The 18,320-nt window shown below is 75.0% G+C and carries 16 protein-coding genes; 5 read left to right on the plus strand and 11 right to left on the minus strand.

Going from position 1 to position 18,320, the window contains the following annotated elements:
• Nucleotides 1-160 precede the first annotated feature (160 nt).
• Nucleotides 161-1,039 carry a universal stress protein gene (locus AB0F01_RS23945; RefSeq protein ID WP_362099295.1) on the minus strand — a complete coding sequence of 293 codons (879 nt, stop codon included), beginning with the start codon at nt 1,037-1,039 and terminating at the stop codon, nt 161-163.
• Nucleotides 1,040-1,488: 449 nt separating this feature from the next.
• On the opposite strand from AB0F01_RS23945, the gene AB0F01_RS23950 reads away from it, so the two are divergent.
• The gene (locus tag AB0F01_RS23950; protein ID WP_362099298.1) at nt 1,489-1,974 is read left to right on the plus strand and encodes a TrkA C-terminal domain-containing protein; all 486 of its coding nucleotides are present in this window, start codon (nt 1,489-1,491) and stop codon (nt 1,972-1,974) included.
• Between the two features lie 4 nt (nt 1,975-1,978).
• Nucleotides 1,979-3,235, plus strand: a complete 1,257-nt coding sequence (locus tag AB0F01_RS23955) for a cation:proton antiporter (RefSeq protein WP_362099301.1) — start codon at nt 1,979-1,981, stop codon at nt 3,233-3,235.
• 1,527 nt (nt 3,236-4,762) lie between these two features.
• Here AB0F01_RS23955 and AB0F01_RS23960 read toward each other — a convergent pair.
• Together AB0F01_RS23960 and AB0F01_RS23965 are read right to left on the minus strand one after the other, a co-directional pair.
• Complete coding sequence (locus AB0F01_RS23960) at nt 4,763-5,251, minus strand: hypothetical protein (protein ID WP_362099303.1); 489 nt, start codon at nt 5,249-5,251, stop codon at nt 4,763-4,765.
• 170 nt (nt 5,252-5,421) lie between these two features.
• Complete coding sequence (locus AB0F01_RS23965) at nt 5,422-5,814, minus strand: DUF5997 family protein (RefSeq protein ID WP_362099305.1); 393 nt, start codon at nt 5,812-5,814, stop codon at nt 5,422-5,424.
• Nucleotides 5,815-5,872: 58 nt separating this feature from the next.
• On the opposite strand from AB0F01_RS23965, the gene AB0F01_RS23970 reads away from it, so the two are divergent.
• Nucleotides 5,873-6,718, plus strand: a complete 846-nt coding sequence (locus AB0F01_RS23970) for a LysR family substrate-binding domain-containing protein (protein WP_362099308.1) — start codon at nt 5,873-5,875, stop codon at nt 6,716-6,718.
• 41 nt (nt 6,719-6,759) lie between these two features.
• Here the strand turns inward: AB0F01_RS23970 and AB0F01_RS23975 are convergent, their stop codons facing one another.
• The 3 genes from AB0F01_RS23975 to AB0F01_RS23985 form a co-directional block, all read right to left on the minus strand.
• Nucleotides 6,760-7,509 carry a DUF4142 domain-containing protein gene (locus AB0F01_RS23975; protein WP_362099310.1) on the minus strand — a complete coding sequence of 250 codons (750 nt, stop codon included), beginning with the start codon at nt 7,507-7,509 and terminating at the stop codon, nt 6,760-6,762.
• A gap of 253 nt (nt 7,510-7,762) precedes the next feature.
• The gene (locus AB0F01_RS23980; RefSeq protein ID WP_362099312.1) at nt 7,763-8,458 is read right to left on the minus strand and encodes an HAD family phosphatase; all 696 of its coding nucleotides are present in this window, start codon (nt 8,456-8,458) and stop codon (nt 7,763-7,765) included.
• A gap of 19 nt (nt 8,459-8,477) precedes the next feature.
• Entirely contained in the window at nt 8,478-8,954 is a 477-nt protein-coding gene (locus AB0F01_RS23985; RefSeq protein ID WP_362099314.1) for an Lrp/AsnC family transcriptional regulator, read from the minus strand.
• Between the two features lie 312 nt (nt 8,955-9,266).
• Between AB0F01_RS23985 and AB0F01_RS23990 the strand changes: the two genes are divergently transcribed.
• Nucleotides 9,267-10,748 (plus strand): FUSC family protein, encoded by a 1,482-nt coding sequence (locus tag AB0F01_RS23990; protein ID WP_362099316.1) that lies wholly within the window; start codon nt 9,267-9,269, stop codon nt 10,746-10,748.
• A gap of 92 nt (nt 10,749-10,840) precedes the next feature.
• Complete coding sequence (locus tag AB0F01_RS23995; RefSeq protein WP_362099319.1) at nt 10,841-11,881, plus strand: lactonase family protein; 1,041 nt, start codon at nt 10,841-10,843, stop codon at nt 11,879-11,881.
• A 264-nt stretch (nt 11,882-12,145) separates the two neighbouring features.
• Here AB0F01_RS23995 and AB0F01_RS24000 read toward each other — a convergent pair whose 3' ends face one another.
• The 5 genes from AB0F01_RS24000 to AB0F01_RS24020 form a co-directional block, all read right to left on the minus strand.
• Nucleotides 12,146-13,069: a hypothetical protein gene (locus AB0F01_RS24000; RefSeq protein WP_362099322.1), complete on the minus strand. Its 924-nt coding sequence runs from the start codon at nt 13,067-13,069 to the stop codon at nt 12,146-12,148.
• Between the two features lie 132 nt (nt 13,070-13,201).
• On the minus strand, nt 13,202-14,161 hold the full coding sequence (locus AB0F01_RS24005; RefSeq protein ID WP_362099414.1) for a BadF/BadG/BcrA/BcrD ATPase family protein: 960 nt from the start codon (nt 14,159-14,161) through the stop codon (nt 13,202-13,204).
• Nucleotides 14,162-14,229: 68 nt separating this feature from the next.
• Nucleotides 14,230-14,907, minus strand: a complete 678-nt coding sequence (locus tag AB0F01_RS24010; RefSeq protein ID WP_362099325.1) for a uracil-DNA glycosylase — start codon at nt 14,905-14,907, stop codon at nt 14,230-14,232.
• Nucleotides 14,908-15,013: 106 nt separating this feature from the next.
• Nucleotides 15,014-16,168 (minus strand): exo-alpha-sialidase, encoded by a 1,155-nt coding sequence (locus tag AB0F01_RS24015; protein ID WP_362099328.1) that lies wholly within the window; start codon nt 16,166-16,168, stop codon nt 15,014-15,016.
• Nucleotides 16,169-16,548: 380 nt separating this feature from the next.
• Complete coding sequence (locus AB0F01_RS24020; RefSeq protein WP_362099331.1) at nt 16,549-18,273, minus strand: acyl-CoA dehydrogenase family protein; 1,725 nt, start codon at nt 18,271-18,273, stop codon at nt 16,549-16,551.
• Between the last annotated feature and the right edge of the window lie 47 nt (nt 18,274-18,320).

Consider the following 18,320-nt stretch of genomic DNA (forward strand, 5'->3'; position numbering starts at 1 on the left):
ACGGACGAGCGGCCCACGCCATACCCGGTCCCGCCGGACGGGGCCGGGCCCCTGAGGGCCCATGGTGGCGCGGTGACGCGCGGGCGGCTCACGTCCTGGCCGCACGGGACGACGGGGGAGGGGCCGGACGTCCCGGTCCGTGCCGCCCGGTCCGTGCCGCTCAGTCGTTGCCGCGGACCACGGCGACCGGGCAGTGGGCGTGGTGCAGCATCGCCTGGCTCACCGAGCCCAGCAGCAGCCCGGTGAATCCGCCCCGCCCGCGGGCCCCGACCACCAGGAGCCGGGCCCCCCGGCTCGCCTCGATGAGCGCCTCGCGGCTGCCTCCCCGGACGAGTTCGTGCCGGACCTTCACCCCGGGGTACCGCTCGGTGTACCCGCTCAGCGCCTCGGAGAGCAGCCGTTCCTCGTTCGCGGCCAGTGCACCCGGTTCGTTCGCGTACGGCTCCGTGGAGTCCTGCGGGGCGGGCGCCGGGGCGTTCCACGTCGTCCAGGCGTGCAACGCGACCAGTTCGGCGCCCCGCCGGGCCGCCTCGGCGAAGGCGAAGCCGACCGCCCGGCCTCCGGCGGCCGAACCGTCGACGCCGACCACGACCGGTCCGTCCGGCGTGCCCGGCTCGCGCACCACCAGGACCGGGCACTTGCCGTGCGCCGCCAGGTGCACCGCCGTCGAGCCGACCAGCAGCCCGACGAAGCCGCCCATGCCCCGGGACCCCACGACCACCAGGTCCGCCCGGCGCGACTGCGCCTCCAGCACGGAGAGCGGCTCCCCGGTGATCACCGCGTGCGAGACCTCCACGTCCGGCGCCGCCGACCGGGCGCGCTCCACGGCGTCGGCGACCAGCCGGTCGGCGACCGCCTGGAGGCCGCCGTCGGCGGGACCCACCGGCGGGGCACCCAGGGGCACGTGCATCGCGGGCCACAGGAACGCGTGGACCACGTGGAGCCCGGCCCCGCGCCGCCTCGCCTCCTCGGCTGCCGTCTCCACCGCGGCCAGGCTCGAGTCCGAACCGTCCACCCCGACGACCACCAGACCGCTCATTGCGCCTCCTCGTCTCGTTGTCTCCATGATCTCCCACCCGGCCCCCGGACAGGGAGGACCATCGGCCCCCCGTTCCGGGCCGACCGGCACCGACCGGCCGACCGGCACCGACCTGACCCCCGGCACCGACCCGACCCCCGGCACCGACCGGCACCCCAGGGCCGGCCGGCCCCGCGGGACCGACCCGCCCCGCGCCGCCGCCCCGCGCGGTAGTGGCACCGTCCGGTCACGAGGCGTCGCCCACCGATCGGGACCCGTCCGGACCTGCTCGGGAACGGTCACGAGTGATGGGAGATCCGTGCCGGTTTTGGTGTCCATCCGTGACACCACCCACGTCCGGGGCGTCACAGGGGGATGGCACGATGTGCGACGTGGGTGTGGATCAACCGTGCGCATGCATGCCGGCACCCATGACGGCAACGAAGAGAAGACCTGGAAGGGGACGGGCTGTGCCTGCTCCACGGATGAGCACCACACCGCTGCCCGGCATCGGTGTGCAATACGACCTCACCACGCGTGAGCACCAGCATCTGTCCGTCATCGCGCACCGGGACGGCGCGCGCACGGTGAACGTCTACCGGACCGACGATCCCGACGCCTGCGCCCAGTCCCTGCGTCTGACCACCGCCGAGTCGGCCGCCCTGATCGACGCGCTCACGCCCGATCACCACAGCCCCAGCGTCCTGCACACCACCGACCTCGGCCTGGTCGCCGAACGCATCGAGCTCTCCGCGATCTCGCACTGGAACGGCCGGGTGCTCGGCGAGACCCGGATGCGCACCGACACGGGCGTCTCCATCGTGGCCGTCCTGCGCCGCGCCGAGGCGATCCCGTCCCCCGCGCCGGACTTCCGGCTCGCCGGCGGGGACACCCTGATCATGATCGGCACTCGCGAGGGCATCGACGCCGCCGCCGAGATCCTCGGCAGGGAGTGATCGCGTGCACTCTTCCGCGATCTTCCTGATCGAGTTCGGCGCGATCATCCTCGGGCTCGGTCTGCTGGGGCGCCTCGCCGGACGGCTCCAGTTCTCCCCGATCCCCCTCTACCTCCTGGCGGGCCTCGCCTTCGGCGAGGGCGGGCTGCTGCCGCTCGGCGCGAGCGAGGAGTTCGTCGCCATCGGCGCGGAGATCGGCGTCATCCTGCTGCTGCTCATGCTCGGCCTCGAGTACACGGCCAGCGACCTCGTCTCCAACCTCAAGACGCAGTACCCCGCGGGGCTGGTGGACATGGCCCTGAACGCCGTGCCCGGCGCCCTGCTGGCCCTGATGCTCGGCTGGGGGCCGGTCGCCGCCGTGGTGCTCGCGGGCGTCACCTGGATCTCTTCTTCCGGCGTCATCGCCAAGTGCCTCGGGGATTTCGGGCGGCTCGGCAACCGTGAGACCCCGGTGATCCTTAGCATCCTCGTCCTCGAGGACCTCGCGATGGCGGTCTACCTCCCCATCGTCACCGCCCTGGTGGCCGGCGTCGGCCTGGCCACGGGCAGCATCACGCTGGCCATCGCGCTCGGCGTCGCCGGACTCGTCCTCTTCGTCGCCGTCCGCTACGGCCGGATCATCTCCCGCTTCGTCTCCAGCGACGACCCGGAGAAGCTGCTCCTGGTGGTGCTGGGCCTCACCCTGCTCGTCGCCGGGCTCGCCCAGCAGCTCCAGGTCTCGGCGGCCGTCGGCGCGTTCCTCGTGGGCATCGCCCTGTCCGGAGAGGTGGCCGAGGGCACCCACAATCTGCTCGCCCCGCTGCGCGACCTGTTCGCCGCCGTCTTCTTCGTCTTCTTCGGTCTGCACACCAACCCGCAGTCCATCCCGCCGGTGATCCTGCCCGCCTTCGGACTGGCCGTCGTCACCGCGCTGACGAAGATCGCCACCGGGTACTGGGCCGCCCGGCGGGCCGGCATCTCGCCCAAGGGCAGCTGGCGCGCCGGCGGCACCCTGGTGGCGCGCGGCGAGTTCTCCATCGTCATCGCGGGCCTCGCGGTCACCGCGGGTGTCGAACCGCGCCTGGGCCCGCTGGCCACGGCCTACGTGCTGATCCTCGTCGTCCTCGGCCCGCTCGCCGCCCGGTACACCGAGCCCATCGCGCTGCGCCTGACCCGTGGCCGCGCGCTCGGACAGGACGCGGTGCCCGTCCCGGGGCCGGTGGCGACGGTGCCGGTGGAGCGGCGGGAGACGGTGGACGACCTGCCCGGCGAACGCCTGTAACGGCCGGTCCCGGGCGGAGGCGGGGAGGCGCGGAGGCGGGGAGGCGGGGCGGAGAGAGGCGCAAGCCCTTCTCACCGAGGACCTTCCCGCCGATCGCCTACCGTCGATCGCCTCCCGCCGACGGCCGTCCGCCGATCGCCTTCCGCCGACGACCGCCGGTGCGCTGCCGGCGGTGGCCCGGAGGCCGCCCTTTTCCGGCGCTGCCCGGGCGACGCTGCGGCGACCCCCGGACGGTGGTCGCGGCGACTCCGGGACGGTGGTGCGGTGCCTCCCGTAAGGGGTGCGGCCCGGGAGGCGCCACGCTCCGCTCGGGCGGGGTGGTCCCGGGTCTGTCGCTTCGTGTGCGAGCAGGTCGTGTTCTGAACGGAAGGTCGCGCTCCAGCATGCCTGTGTGACCGCGATGTTCGGCCGAACGGGTGACCGCTTCACCCGACCCGGCGGAGGGGGAGCCTCCGGCGTACCGCCGGTACGGGGTGCGCCGTTGCCCCCACATGGACAGGACTGAGACGGCGCGGCGCCCTCTCGGGAACGATGCCGCGCACCGGCCGTCCGCGGAAACCGCGGCGGGACACGACGGTCACACACCGATCTACTCCGCCCTCGTCGCGGAGTGGGCGGCCGGGGGCCGCACGGTTCCGGGCCACCAGGAGCCCCTTCCGCCCGCCTTCGTCGACGTGGCGATCAGTGACGAAGCAGCCCCGGCACGCCCGGCGACGGTGCCGGCCGCGCGGTCCGTGCCCTTCCGCGTCCCGCTGCCCCTGCTGTCCCCGGTGGCCGGGCAGACTACTTCCGACCGGTCGCCGGCGGACGCCTACGACGACCACCGCCCGGCACACCCCCGCGCCGGTCGTACCGCCGACCATGGCGCCGACCGCCGTGCCGACGGTCGTCCCGTGCCCGCCGGCGCCGCCGGTGAGGGACGGCCGCCCGGTCGTCCCGCGCCCGACGGCACCGCCGGCAGAGGGCAGCCACCCGTCGCCCCGGCGGACGACGGCGTACCCGGCGTCGAAGACCACCCCGACGGACCCGGCAGCGACGGCGGACCCGGCAGCGACGGCGGACCCGGCAGCGACAGCGGACCCGGCAGGGACGGCGGTGACGAGCCACGCGCCACCCCGTCCGGGAACGGACCCGGTGGTGACAGCTGTGCCGACGGACCCGGTGGTGAGGCCCGTACCGACGAACCCCGCCACGAGGGCCCCGACCGTCGCGAGCGCCCTGGCCGCAGTGAGAGCCCCGACCGCCACGAGGGCCTCGACCACCAAGAGGGCCACGACCACCAAGAGGGCCACGACCTCCAAGAGGGCCCCGACCGCCAAAGGGACCCCCTCGGTGGTCGGGGCGGGGGCGCCGAAGCTCCCCCGGCCGAAGGGGCAGGCGACGGTGACCACGCGTCGAACCGTCCGGTCGACCACAGCCCGGTCGACCCCAGTCCGGCGTCGGCCGTCGGCGCTCCCTCCGACCGTCGCCCCGGCCGGGACGGCGGCGCCGCGCGCCCCGGCGCCGTACGGGCCGGGGAGGAGACCCTCACCAGCCGTCCGGCCCCACCGGCTCCGCACTGACCGGCGCCAGCACGGCGAGCGTGCCGGTGGCCTTGCGCAGAGCCTGTTCCAGGGGGCCGGGCGCGTGCAGCGTTCCGCTGCCGTCCGGCGGGACGAGCCACTCCAGCCGCCCCGCGGGCCGGTACGGCGGGGGGACGGCGACCCAGGAACCCCGGCCGACGTGGCGCACGCCGAACCCGATCCAGTCGCTGTCCGGGTCGGGTGGCAGGAAGAAGCCCACCCGGCGGGCCGTGACGTCCACCAGCGTGGGCCCGGGCGTCTTGAGCGGATCGCGCCACAGGACGTCCAGGGCGAGCAGCCCGAGGCGGTCGGGCACACTCAGCACGTCCCAGTACCGGCCGGCGGCCAACAGGGCGGTGTCGGTGCCGTGGTCCCAGGCCCGCTTGCAGGCCTGGGGATCGGTGGCCGCCGCGGCCAGCCACTCGACGGCCTGCTTCCACATGAGGCTCTGCATGTCCCACCCCGGGCACGGTCGACTGCGCCTCGCGGGCGCGTGCTGGCCCCATGCTGATAGATATTTCTATCCGCCGGAAGGGGTGGAGCGGGCCGGCGTTCGAGGGGGAGGCGGGGTTCGCGGTGCCGGGGGCGTCAGGGGGAGCCCCGGTGCGGAAGGTGCCGGGCGGTTCAGTCCCGTCCGGCGGCGCGCTCGGCGTCCCGCTGCTTCAGGCGTGCGGTCTCCTTGCGGACCTCGGCCTGCGTGGCGCGCTCCCGCTCCAGCCATTCCGGGCGCTCCTGCTTCAGCGCCTCGATCTGCTCCGTGGTGAGCGGTTCCGTGACCCCGCCGCGCGCGAGGCCGGCGATGGAGACGCCCAGCTTGGCCGCCACCACCGGGCGGGGGTGCGGGCCGTCGCGTCGCAGGTCCCGCAGCCACTGGGGCGGGTCGGCCTGGAGCGCGTTCAGCTCGGCCCGTGACACCACGCCCTCGCGGAACTCGGCGGGGGTGGCCTCGAGGTATACACCCAGCTTCTTCGCCGCGGTCGCGGGCTTCATGGTCTGGGTGTTCTGGTGCGACGTCATGGCGCCCAGCGTATCGAGCGTGTGCGCGACCGCCGACCACGGCCGGTAACCTGGCCGCGTGACAGGCTCGGAAGTGTCCCCCTCGTTCCGGCTCGTGTACGCACCCGGGGTGATGCCCGGCAAGTGGGTGCGGATCTGGAACGAGCGGCTGCCCGACGTCCCCCTCACCCTCACGCAGGTCCCCGCCTCCCGGGCGCCGGAGCTGCTGCGGAGCCGGGACGCCGACGCGGGTCTCGTCCGGCTGCCCGTCGACCGGACCGTGTTCAGCGCCATTCCGCTCTACACCGAGCAGACCGTCGTGGTCGTCCCCAAGGACCACGTGATCACCGCGGTCGACGAGGTGTCCCCGGACGACCTCGCCGACGAGATCGTGCTGCACCCCCTCGACGACGTCCTCGGCTGGGACCGGCCGCCCGGCCGCCCGGCCTTCGAACGTCCGGCCACCACGGCCGACGCCGTGGAACTCGTCGCCGCGGGCATCGGTGTCCTGGTGGTGCCGCTGTCCCTGGCCCGGCTGCACCACCGCAGGGACCTCACCCACCGGCCGCTCGCCGGGGCCCCCGAGTCCGGGGTGGCGCTGGCCTGGCCCGAGGACGCGACGACGGACCTGGTGGACGACTTCATCGGCATCGTTCGCGGCCGGACCGCCAACAGCACCCGGGGCCGCCGGACCCGGCAGGAGGCGGACCGTACGCAGGACCAGCGGAAGCCGAAGCAACAGAAGCGACCGAAGCAACAACAACAGCAACCGAAACATCAGCAAAAACACAAGCAACAGAAACAGCAGGGGCAGCAGAAGCAGCAGCAGAAGGCCGGCGGCCGGGACTCGGCCGGGGGCCGCCGGACGGGCGCCGGCGGCGCACCGAAGAACCCGCGCCGGGGCACTCCCCGACGCGGGTCCTGAGACGGTCCGCCGGCCGCCGTGACCTCACGGCGGCCCCGCCGTCACTTCACCGTCGGCGCCGGGGTCGGCGCGGGTGACACGGTGTTCAGGTCCTCCAGCTCCTTCGGGATCTTCAGCACGAGCACCGGTGCGCCCGCGGCCGGGGCCGGCGGCGTCACCTGCTCCTCCGGCATCTTGGGCGGGCTCGTCTGCTGGAAGTTGACCTGCTCGTGGTTGACCAGGCCGGTCTTCTCCAGCACCGTGATGTGGTCCAGCACCGTGTCGTTGGCCTGGTCGGCCAGCTGACGGACCAGCGTGTTACGGGTGTTGGCCCGCACCTTGGCGATCACCGGGAAAATCTGACCGTGCGTCACCCGCATGATGTTCACCGCCACGGAGTCGAACTCCTTGCCGGTGGTGGACTCCACGGTCTGCACGAAGCCCTCCTGCTGGGGCGAGGCCTGGTTCGGCAGCGTGATCCCCAGCTCCAGGGCGATCTTGCGGCAGCTCTCGTCGAGACGTCCGTGTCCGACGACCAGGTGCTCGCCCGCCTCCTTCATCTCCGGCGTCGTTCCTCGCTCGATGGCCATCAGCCCCAACGGGTGCTCCCAGAGCCCCGCCGCGCGCACCTTCACGACGAAGTCGCGGTCCGCCTCGGTCAGGGGGCCGTAGTTGGTGTTGGCCACCACCCGGTCCTGCTTGGTCGAGGTGTTCTGCACGCCCAGCATGGTGGGATAGGCCAGCGCGGTGAGGGTGAGAATCATGGCTCCGCCCACGAACGCGGTTCCTGCCGTGCTGCGCGAGATGCGCATCGTGCCTCCTGGGATGAGAACGGCCCAACACCAGGGAGTACGGATGGAAGCGGCAAGACAATCAGTGTCCGGCGAGAAACTTTTCCCCGTGCTGCCGAAACGGCGCGAACCGTTCCGCCCCGCCTCCCCCGGCTGCCCGACGTGTCGGCCCACCGGCCCCTCACCGGCTGCCCGACGTGTCGGCCCACCGGCCCCTCACCGTCCGGTGGGCGTGTCGTCCCACCGGCCCCTCACCGCCCGGTGGACCGTCCGCTCACCCCCGCCCGGCCTGCTGTTCCAGCCACTTCAGGGCACCCTTCGCGGTGAACTCCCGCTGGCCGCCGCGCAGCAACAGGTCCGCCGCGGCGAACTCCGGGGCGTCGGCCTGGGAGGCGACGTAGGGGATGGCGACGCAGCGCATGCCGGCGGCGCGGGCGGCCTCCGCGCCCGGTGCCGCGTCCTCCAGCACCACGCAGTCGGCCGGGTCCGCGCCGAGCCGGCGGGCCGCCTCCAGGAAGACGTCGGGTGCCGGCTTGCCGTGCGCGACCTCCTCGGCGGAGACGACGGTGCGCAGCAGCGCGTCCAGCCCCGTGACGGCGAGGATCGCCTCGATGGCGGCCGGGGACGAGCCGGACGCCACGGCCATCGGCACCCCTTCCGCCGCCAGCGCGTCGACGAACGCCCGCATCTCCGGGTAGGCGCGGGTGGTGGAGCCCGCCAGCTCCAGGTAGTGACGGTTCTTCACGGCGAGGAGCTCCTCCGCCGGGGTGCGCAGCCCGTAGCGCTCGCGCCAGTCGGCGATCGTCTCCCGGGTGCTGATGCCGACGTAGCGCTCGTGTTCCTCCCAGGTGAAATCCGGGACGCCGTACTCGGACAGGGTCCGCCGGCTCGCCTCGTAGTAGTTCGGTTCGCTGTCCACCAGCGTTCCGTCGAGATCGAAGATGACCGACAGGGTGCCGAAGGTGCTCATGGGGCCAGGATGCCAGCCCCTAACGGCCCGCCGCCCGGCCGATCGACTCCACCAGCGGCAGCAGCCGGTGCGGGACCCGCTCGCGCAGCGCCACCTCGGTGCGGGTGCGCACCACGCCCGGCAGGTTGATCAGCTTCTGGACGACGTCCTCCAGGTGCGCATTGTCGCGCGCCACGACCCGGGTCATCAGGTCTCCGTCGCCCGTGATGGAGAAGGCTTCCACGATCTCCGGCACGGCCGCCAGCGCGTCACCCACCTCGTCGAGATGGCCCTGGGTGACCTCGATGTGCACGAACGCCAGCACGGGATGGCCGAGCGCCGCGGGTGACAGGGAGGGGGCGGTCCCCTTGATCACGCCGTCGCGCTCCATCCGGTCCAGGCGGGCCTGGAGCGTGCCGCGTGCGATCTGCAGGATCCGGGCGTACTCGCGCACGCTCGTGCGCGGCTGCTCCAGCAGCAGCCGCAGGATGCGGGTGTCGAGTTCGTCCACGGCCATGCCCGCGGCCTCCTCCCGGTCCGTCGGTCACCCCGTGGGTGCCTCGGTGGTCCAGTACCGGTCGCCATGACTGTACCAACGGCCCTGCGGGCCCGCCGAACGCCGGACCAGGCGCGGGTGGCCAATGGCACGCCGACGGCCCGCTCCGGCCCCCGGTCACTGGACCGATGGACCACTTCCCAAGGGGCCGGTTGAGCCGTCGGTGCCACGGATGCTCAGATATGGGGGTCGATGGCGCTGCGGACCCCCGCGGCGCCTTTTTCATGCCGGTTCCGAGCCGGTGCCCGCAGATCACGGAGGGGCGGTTCACAGGTGCTGAAGAGGGTGTTCATCGCGCCGGACCCGGGCCGGGTGCGGCTGCGCTTCGCGGCGCGGGCCGTGCTCGGCATCGGAGCGGCGGTCGCCCTGTGCGGTGCGGCCGGGTACTCCCTCACCGGCGCCGTCACCGGCGGACTCGCCGCGCTCCTCGCCCTGTTCACCGTCACCGACGCCACCGTCCGCGGACAGGCCGTGACCACGGCCCTGCTGCCCGCCGCCGGCCTGCCCGTCCTGACGGCCGCCGCCCTGCTGCACGACCGGCCGGTGCCCCGCGACCTGACCTTCCTCGCCGTCGTCGCCCTGGGCGTGTACGCCCGCCGCTGGGGCCCCCGCGGACACAGCCTCGGCGTGTTCGCCTTCATGACCTACTTCGTCGCCCAGTTCCTGCACGCGACCCCCGGCGCGCTGCCCGAGCTGTGCGCCGCCGTCCTGCTGTCCGTGCTCACCGCGGCAGCGGTACGGTTCGGGCTCTGGTGCTACGAGCGCCGCCTGCCCCCCGCCGTCGCGCCCGCACCGCCGGAGGGCACCGGTCTGGCCCGGGTCACCACCCGCCAGGCGGTCCAGGCCACCGCCGGTTCCGGCTTCGCCCTGCTCGTCGGCCAGCTGGTCTCCGGGGAACGGTGGTACTGGGCCGTCGGCGCCACCTGGTGGGCCTTCGTCAACACCGCCTCCCGCGGCGAGACCCTGGTCCGCGGCTTCCGGCGGGTGCTGGGCACGGTCCTCGGCATCGGCCTGGCCCTGTGCGTCGCGGTGCCCGCGCACGAAGCACCCCTGCCGACCCTGGTGATCGTCGCGGTGGCCGTGTTCGGCATCTTCTACACGGCCGCCCTCTCCTACACCTGGATGATGCTCTGGGTGACCGTCCTCGCCGCCATGCTCTACGGCCTCCTCGGCGTCCTCACCCCCGGTCTGCTGGCGCTCCGGCTCGCCGAGACCGGCGTCGGGGCCCTCGGTGCCGCCCTGGCCGTGGCGTTCGTCCTGCCCGTCACCACGCACAGCGTGACCGACCACTGGATCCGCCGGGCCCTGCGCTGCGTCCACGCCTGCACGGCCGAGGCGTCCGCACGGCTGGCCGGTGCGGCCGGCGCGGACCCGGCGCCCAGGATCGCCGAACTGGAGCAGCTGCTCGCCCGGGTGCGGCTCTCGGTCGCCCCGCTGGTGCACCCGCTGCACCCCGTGCTCCACCGCAAGCGGCGGGCCCGCCGGGTGCTCGCCCTGCTGGACGACTGCGCGGCCGAACTGCGGGCCCTGGTCACCGTCGTCGCCGACCCGGAGGCGTCCCGGGACGCACGCCTCGCCGCCGCGTGCCGCCGCGTCGAAGCGGCCGTCGAAGCGCTCACCGAGGGCCGCGACATCGCCCCCGCCGCACCGCGGACCGTGCCGGAACCCGCCCCGCTGCACGGCCTGGAGAAGGCGCTCGCCGAACTCGCCGCGCCGCTCCGGGCCCCTTCCGGATCTCCGCTGGTCGGAGCCTGACGCCGGGCCCGGGCCGCACCCACGGGACCCGGCCCGGGCGCGCCTGACTGCTACGGTCGCCCCGGACCTGCAGCGACGAGAGGGGCGAAGTGGTGGCGGACGGCGGACGACGGGCTCACATCGGATCGTTCACGGCGGCGGGCGGGCCCGGCATCGTCACCGCCGCCGTCGGGGCCGACGGCGCACTCACCGCCCTCAGCACCCTCGACGGCCTGCCCGACCCCTCCTACCTCGCCCTCGCCGCCGACGGGCGCACCCTGTACGCGGTCAGCGAGACCGACGAGGGCGCGGTGGCCGCCCTGCGGGTGACCGGGGACGGGCTGGAGCCGGCGGGAGGGCCGGTGCCGGTCGCCGCGAGCGGGCCGACCCACCTCGGCCTGTTCGACGGACACCTGCTGACCGCCAACTACGGTTCCGGCAGCCTCACCGCCGTCCCGGTCCGCCCCGACGGCACCCTGGCCCGCTCCGCCTCCGGCGTCCTGCGCCACAGCGGGTCCGGTCCCCACCCGCAGCGGCAGCAGGGACCCCACACCCACCAGGTGCAGGCCGACCCCGCCGGACGATGGGCGGTCGCCGTCGACCTCGGCACGGACTCCGTGCTGGTGTGCGCCCTGGCCGACGGAGCGCCCGTCCTGCACCGGGAGACCGCGCTGCGCCCCGGATCGGGGCCGCGCCACCTGGCCTTCCACCCCGACGGCCGGCACGCCTACGTCCTCAACGAGCTCAGCCCCACGCTCCTGGCGTGCCGCTGGGACGCCGACGCGGGAGTGCTGCAACCGCTCATCGAGATCCCGGTCCTGCCCGGCGCCCCCGCCGGTGACGCCTACCCCTCCGGCCTCGCCGTCTCGCCCGACGGCCGCCGGCTGTGGACCGCGACCCGGGGCGAGGACGTGCTGTCCGTCTTCTCGCTGGACGCGGAGACCGGCGGCGGGCGGGACAAGCCGCGCCTGCTCGCCACCGTGCCCTGCGGCGGACGGTGGCCGCGCGCCCTGACGGAGGCGGACGGCGTCCTCTACGTGGCCAACGAGCGCTCCGGCGACGTGACCTGGTTCCCGACCGACCCCGACACGGGTCTGCCGCGTCGCGGCGGCTCCCTCCCGGTACCCGCCGCCTCCTGCGTCGTGATGCGCTGAGCCCGGCGACAGCCCACACCCGCCGGCGACAGCCCACACCCGCCGGCGACAGCCCACACCCGCCGGCGTCCAGCGGGGCGCGGGGCGAAGGACACGCGCCCGCCGCGCACCGGCCGGGGCGAAGCCGTGCGGGGCGGCGGAGCGCCCGCCGGGCCGGCGTTCCCGCCGGTCCACCCGGCGGGAGCACCGGCCGGGAACGGCAGAGGCCCGCCCCCTTGTCGGGAGCGGGCCTCTGCCGGCGTCTGGTGGAGCGGGTCCCGCCCGTCAGCGCACCGGCGACCCCTGGGCCTGCGGGGTGGCGATGCCGAGCGCCGTCGTGTACTTGGCGAGGGCCAGCTTGCCGATCGCCGGGTAGGGGCCGAGCGGCTCGGCGGCGGAGCAGCCCACCTCCTGGGCGGCGGCCTCGACCAGACTCGCGTCGATCTCCGGGCCGATCAGGTAGGGCGCCAGGGCCAGCTGCTGCGAACCCGAGCCGCGCAGCTGTTCGGCCACGGAGGCGATGGAGCCCTCGTCGTCCAGGGCCGCGGCCATCACCGGGACCGCCAGGCGCGCGGCGAGCAGCATGCCGGTGATCCCGGCCGCCTGCACCGCCTCGTCCCCGCCCACGGAGGCCAGGATGATGCCGTCCGCGGCGGTCGCCACGGTGAACAGACGGGCACGGTCGGCGCGGGCCAGCCCGGCCTCCGACAGCCGCACGTGCAGGGCCTCGGCGAGCAGCGGGTGCGGGCCGAGGACGTCGGTCAGGTCGGCGGCGACCCGGCTGTCCATCACGGCCTGGCGCACCCGGCGCAGCAGCGAGCCGTCGGGGCCGGCGAGCAGCGGGACGACCACGGCGACCGGGCCGTCCGGCTCCTTGACGTCCGCTCCGGCGGCGCGGGCCAGCTCGAAGCGGGCGGTACGCTCCTCGGCGGCGTGCGCCAGCACGGCCTGCAGCGAGGGGAACTCCTGGTCGTCGCCGTCCAGGTAACCGATGCGGGCGTCCAGTCCGGGCAGCTCGGAGCGCGCGATGCTCACGACCTCGTCGGCGAGGGAGCGGGTGGCACTACTGGGCGTACCCGGCACGGCGAGGACGAGCGCGGGCGCGCCCTCGGGAGCCACCAGCGGCTCGGGGCGGCGGTGCCTCCCGGGCTGGCGGGGGCGCGGCATTCGTACAGGCAGGCCGGACGCGGGCCCAGTGGGGGTGCTCATGGTGCGGCATGTTAGTGGTTTCCCGGGCTTCCCTGTTCGGGGAGGGTGCAGGTGAGCGGTATCCGTCCGTATTTGTCTGATGAGTTACGTCCGGATATCGGGCACCGGGAGGCCGTTGACCTGCCCGGGGCCTCATGCGCGGACGGGGGCCACCACGGTCAGCAGCGCGTCATCACCCGGAAGCGTGAATGAGCCGGTGGCGAGGTCCGTCGCCATCCGTACCGACCCGTGCAGGGGATCCCCCTCGGCCGGCACCTGCCTGGCCGAGGGCAGCCGCCGCCGCAGTTCCCCGGCCAGCGAGCCGAGCAGTGGATCGCCCAGCCCGGTGAGCCCGCCGGTGACGGCGACGAGCGGTCCGGGTGCGCCCTGAGCCGGGCAGACCGCGGCGGCGGCCTCCGCCATGTGCCGGGCCGCGGTTCGCAGGATGTCCCGGGCGACGGCGTCGCCCTCGGCGGCGCAGGCGCCGACCCGGGGCGCGAAGGAGGCCAGCACGGCGGGCCGGTCGGGGCGCGGGTACACCTGCCCCGGCAGCCCGGCCGCCGGGCCGAACCGGGCCTCGGCCTCGGCCAGCAGACGGGCGGAGCCGCCGTCCCGCCCGTCGTGGGCGCGCAGGGCGGCCTCCAGGCCCGCGCGGCCGATCCAGGCGCCGCCGCCGCTGTCGCCCAGCAGGTGGCCCCAGCCGTCGGCGCGCCGCCAGCCGGTGAGGTCGGTCCCGACCGCGATCAGGCCGGTGCCGGCGGCGACGACCGCGCCCGGCCGCGCTCCGAGGGCGCCGACGTAGGCGGTGACCGCGTCGGCCGCCAACGCCACCCGCCGCACGCCGAGTTCGCGGGCCAGCGCGGCCGGGAGCTCGGCGCGCAGCGCGTCGCCCAGGCTGGCCAGCCCGGCCGCCCCGACCACGGCCGCCTCCAGCCGGCCGACCCCGGCCCCGGCGACCAGGGGACGGGTCAGGTCCAGCAGCTGTTCCATGAAGTGACCCGGATCGATGCCCCGTTCACCGGTCCGCACCGGCGTGCGGGAAGCCGCGCGGGCCAGCGGACCGCGTCCCGCGGCGCCGACCACCACCCGCAGTCCCGAACCGCCGGAGTCCACGGCGAGGAACGCCGGTCCCGCGGACGCCGCACCGGCGTCCGCCGACGGGTGCCCGGCCCGCCCGTCGTTCACGGCAGGCGCCAGTCCACGGGCTGCCCGCCCTGACGGATCAGCAGGTCGTTGGCCCGGCTGAACGGGCGGGACCCGAAGAACCCGCGGTCGGCCGACATCGGCGAGGGGTGCGCCGACTCCACCGACGGCAGATCACCCAGCAGGGGACGGCAGTTGCGGGCGTCCCGGCCCCACAGGATGGACACCAGCGGCTTGCCCCGCGCGGCCAGCGCCCGTATCGCCTGCTCGGTGACCTCCTCCCAGCCCTTGCCGCGGTGGGCGGCCGGCTTGCGGGGGGCGGTGGTGAGGGCTCTGTTCAGCAGCAGGACGCCCTGGCGCGTCCACGGCGTGAGATCGCCGCTGGAGGGCTGCGGCAGGCCGAGGTCCTGGTTCAGCTCCCGGAAGATGTTGATCAGACTGCCCGGCAGCGGCCGTACCTCCGGCGCCACCGAGAAGCTCAGCCCGACGGCGTGCCCGGGGGTGGGATAGGGGTCCTGTCCGACGATCAGGACGCGTACCTCGTCGAAGGGCTGCTGGAAGGCGCGCAGGACGTTCGCGCCGGAGGGCAGGTAGGTGCGTCCCGCGGCGATCTCCGCGCGCAGGAAGTCCCCCATCTCCGCGATCCGCCCGGCCACCGGTTCCAGGGCCTTCGCCCAGCCCGCTTCGACGATCTCATGCAAGGGTCGTGGTGCCACGGGCGTCACCCTACTGCCGTGACGGCGGCGGTGATCAACGGTTGGCCGAAGCCGCCGCGCGACGCGGTCCCGCCCGGCCGGCAAGCGCAGGGCGGCGCGGGCGGGCTCACCCGAGGACCGCGGCCCGCACGCACAGCACGTCCGGCAGGTGGGAGGCCAGTTGACGCCAGATGTCCCCGTCGTCGGAGGAGGCGTACACCTCGCCGTTGCGGTTGCCGAAGTACACGCCGGCCGGGTCCGCGCCGTCGTGGCACATGGCGTCCCGCAGCACCGTGCCGTAGTGGTCGCCCTCGGGCAGGCCCGCGGCGAGCGGCTCCCAGCTGCGGCCCGCGTCGGACGTCCGGTAGACCCGGCAGCGCCGCCCGGCCGGCACCCGGTCGGCGTCGGCGTTGATCGGGAAGACGTAGGCGGTGTCGCCGCGGTGCGGGTGGGCGACCACGGCGAAGCCGAACGTGGAGGGCAGGCCCTCGCCGATGTCCGTCCAGTGCGCTCCGGCGTCGTCGCTGCGGTACACGCCCCAGTGGTTCTGCAGGTACAGGCGGTCCGGGTCCGCCGCGTCCCGGGCGACCTTGTGCACGCACTGCCCGAACTCCGGGTTCGGGTCGGGCAGGAACACGGCGGAGACCCCCGAGTTGGACGGGGTCCAGCTGGCGCCGCCGTCCAGGGTGCGGAACACGCCCGCCGTGGAGACGGCCACCGTCACCGCCCGGGGGTCGCGCTCGTCGGTCAGCACGGTGTGCAGGCCCTCGCCGCCCCCGCCCGGCATCCACCGGGACCGGGTCGGGTGCTCCCACAGCGGGCGGACCAGCTCGAAGGTCTCGCCCCGGTCCTCGGAACGGTAGAGCGCGGCCGGTTCCGTGCCCGCGTAGACCACGTCCGGCTCGGCCGCGGCCGGGTGGAGCTGCCACACCCGCTCCAGCGACGTGCCGGTGTCCTGGGGGAACTTCACCGCCGGGCGCGACGGCTCGGTCCAGGTGCGGCCGAGGTCGTCGGAGTGGAACACCGACGGCCCCCAGTGAGAGCTGTCGCCGCCGACGAGCAGCCGCGGGACCGGCCCCCGGGTGTCGAGCGCGACCGAGTACACGGCCTGTGCGTTGAAGTAGGGACTCTCGTCGAACTCCCAGGTGCCGCCGCGTCGGCGCCCGATGAACAGGCCCTTGCGGGTACCGACGGCGAGCAGTACTTCGGTCATGCCGATCACCTCCGCGGCGTCTTCCCCGACGCCTCTCACTCGGACACCGGCCAGTCTGCACCCGGCCACTGACAGTCACCTCTGGATCAGGCGGCGCCCCAGGTCGGAGCGGTGTGCCGGGCCGGAGGGAGGGTGAGAGGGGCCCGGGGGGAGAGGGGGCCGGAAAGGGTGGCACAGGGGAACCGGGCGGGAGGGGAGCAGAGGGGACGGAGAGAGGCGGAGAGGGAGCAAGAGGCAGAGAGGAAGCGAGGACGGACGGGAGCGGTCCGCCGGACGCCTCGGCACGCGGACCGCACCGAGGGCCGCCGGGGGTCTCGGAGGCCGCTGGTGCCCGCGCCGACGTCGCGGGGAACCGCGCCCGAGGCCGCCGGGGACCGCGCCGAGGCCGCGACGGGCCGGGCGGCGCACGGTGGGGGAGCCCCGGGCGCGCGCCACCCGGCGGTGCGGCGTCAGCCGTCGGCCGGCAGGGCGCGCTCCAGGATCGCGCCGAGGTCGGCCGAGGCGGGCAGCGTGCCGAAGGAGTGGCCCCAGTCGCCGCCGAGCCGGGTGGCGCAGAAGGCGTCGGCGACCGCGGGCGGGGCGTGACGGACCAGCAGGGAGCCCTGGAGGGCCAGCGCCATGTCCTCCACCAGGCGGCGCGCCCCCACCGGGGACCCCTGCGCCACCCGCTCCTCCAGCCGGGCGACGGCCGCGTCCAGCCGGGCGTCGGCGCCCCGGCCGAGGGCCAGCTCGTCGAACAGGGCCCGGCCGGTGGCGGTGTCCCGGCCGAGCGCGCGCAGCACGTCGAGGGCGTTGACGTTGCCCGACCCCTCCCAGATCGACAGCAGCGGGGCCTCCCGGTAGTGCCGGGGCATGCCGGAGTCCTCGACGTAGCCGTTGCCGCCCAGGCACTCCAGCGCCTCGGCGGTGAAGGCGGGGCCGCGCTTGGTCACCCAGTACTTGCCGACGGCGGTCGCGATCCGGCGGAACGCGGCCTCCCCGGCGTCCCCGCGCACCGCGCGGTCGGCCGCTCCGGCCAGACGCAGCGTCAGGGCCGTGGCGGCCTCCGACTCCAGGGCCAGGTCGGCCAGCACGTTGCGCATCAGCGGCTGGTCCACCAGCCGGGCCCCGAAGGCGCTCCGGTGGCGGGCGTGGTGGCCCGCCTCGACGAGCGTCTTCCGCATCAGCGCGGCCGACATCGTCACGCAGTCCAGCCGCGTGCAGTTGACCATCTCGATGATGGTCTTCACGCCCTGCCCCTCGGGGCCGACCCGCCAGGCCACGGTGCCGTCGAACTCGGGCTCGGAGGAGGCGTTGGACCGGTTGCCGAGCTTGTCCTTGAGGCGCTGGATGCGGAACGTGTTGCGGGAGCCGTCGGGCAGGACGCGCGGCACCAGGAAGCACGACAGCCCGCCGGGGGCCTGGGCCAGCACCAGGAAGACGTCGCACATCGGGGCCGAGGTGAACCACTTGTGCCCGCGCAGGGTGTAGACGCCGGATTCCGCGGTCGGCGTGGCCGCGGTGGTGTTCGTGCGGACGTCGGAACCGCCCTGTTTCTCGGTCATCCCCATGCCGGCCAGCAGTCCGGGCTTGTCGGTCGGCACCCGCAGCGCCGGGTCGTACTCCCGGCTGGTCAGCAGGGGCTCGTACACCGCCGCCAGCTCCGGCTGCCGGCGCAGGGCGGGCACCGCCGCGTAGGTCATGGACGTCGGGCAGCCGTGGCCCGCCTCCGTGTGCCCCCACACCAGTCCGCCCGCGGTGCGCACCACGTGGGCGCCCGGCCGGCCGTCCGCCCAGGGGGAGCCCGCCAGTCCTTCGGCGACGGCGGCGCGCATCAGGTGGTGCCAGGACGGGTGGAAGTCCACCTCGTCCACGCGGTGCCCGTACCGGTCGTGGGTGCGCAGTTCGGGCGCGTGGCGGTTGGCCTGGTCGCTCCACTCCTGCACCTGCGCGCTGCCCGCCAGCCGCCCCAGCCGCCGTACGTCCTCCTCCGCCCAGCCCGCGCCCTCCCGCCGCAGCCCTTCCAGCAGGGCGGCGTCGTCGGAGGCGTCGTAGGGGGTGAGCGGGCCGGGCTGGTTGGTCACCTCGTGGGTGGCCGTGCCGCCCGGCCCGTCGGCCGCCGTGCGCGCGTCGGGGGCCGGGGTGCCGCGCTCGTCGGGTGCCGGGTGTCGTTCGTCCGCGTATGTGGTCACCATGAGCCGAGTGTTGCACTTACGCTGCGGTTGCAGCAATGATGCAACAT

Source organism: Streptomyces sp. NPDC029526 (assembly GCF_040637405.1).
Lineage (GTDB): Bacteria > Actinomycetota > Actinomycetes > Streptomycetales > Streptomycetaceae > Streptomyces.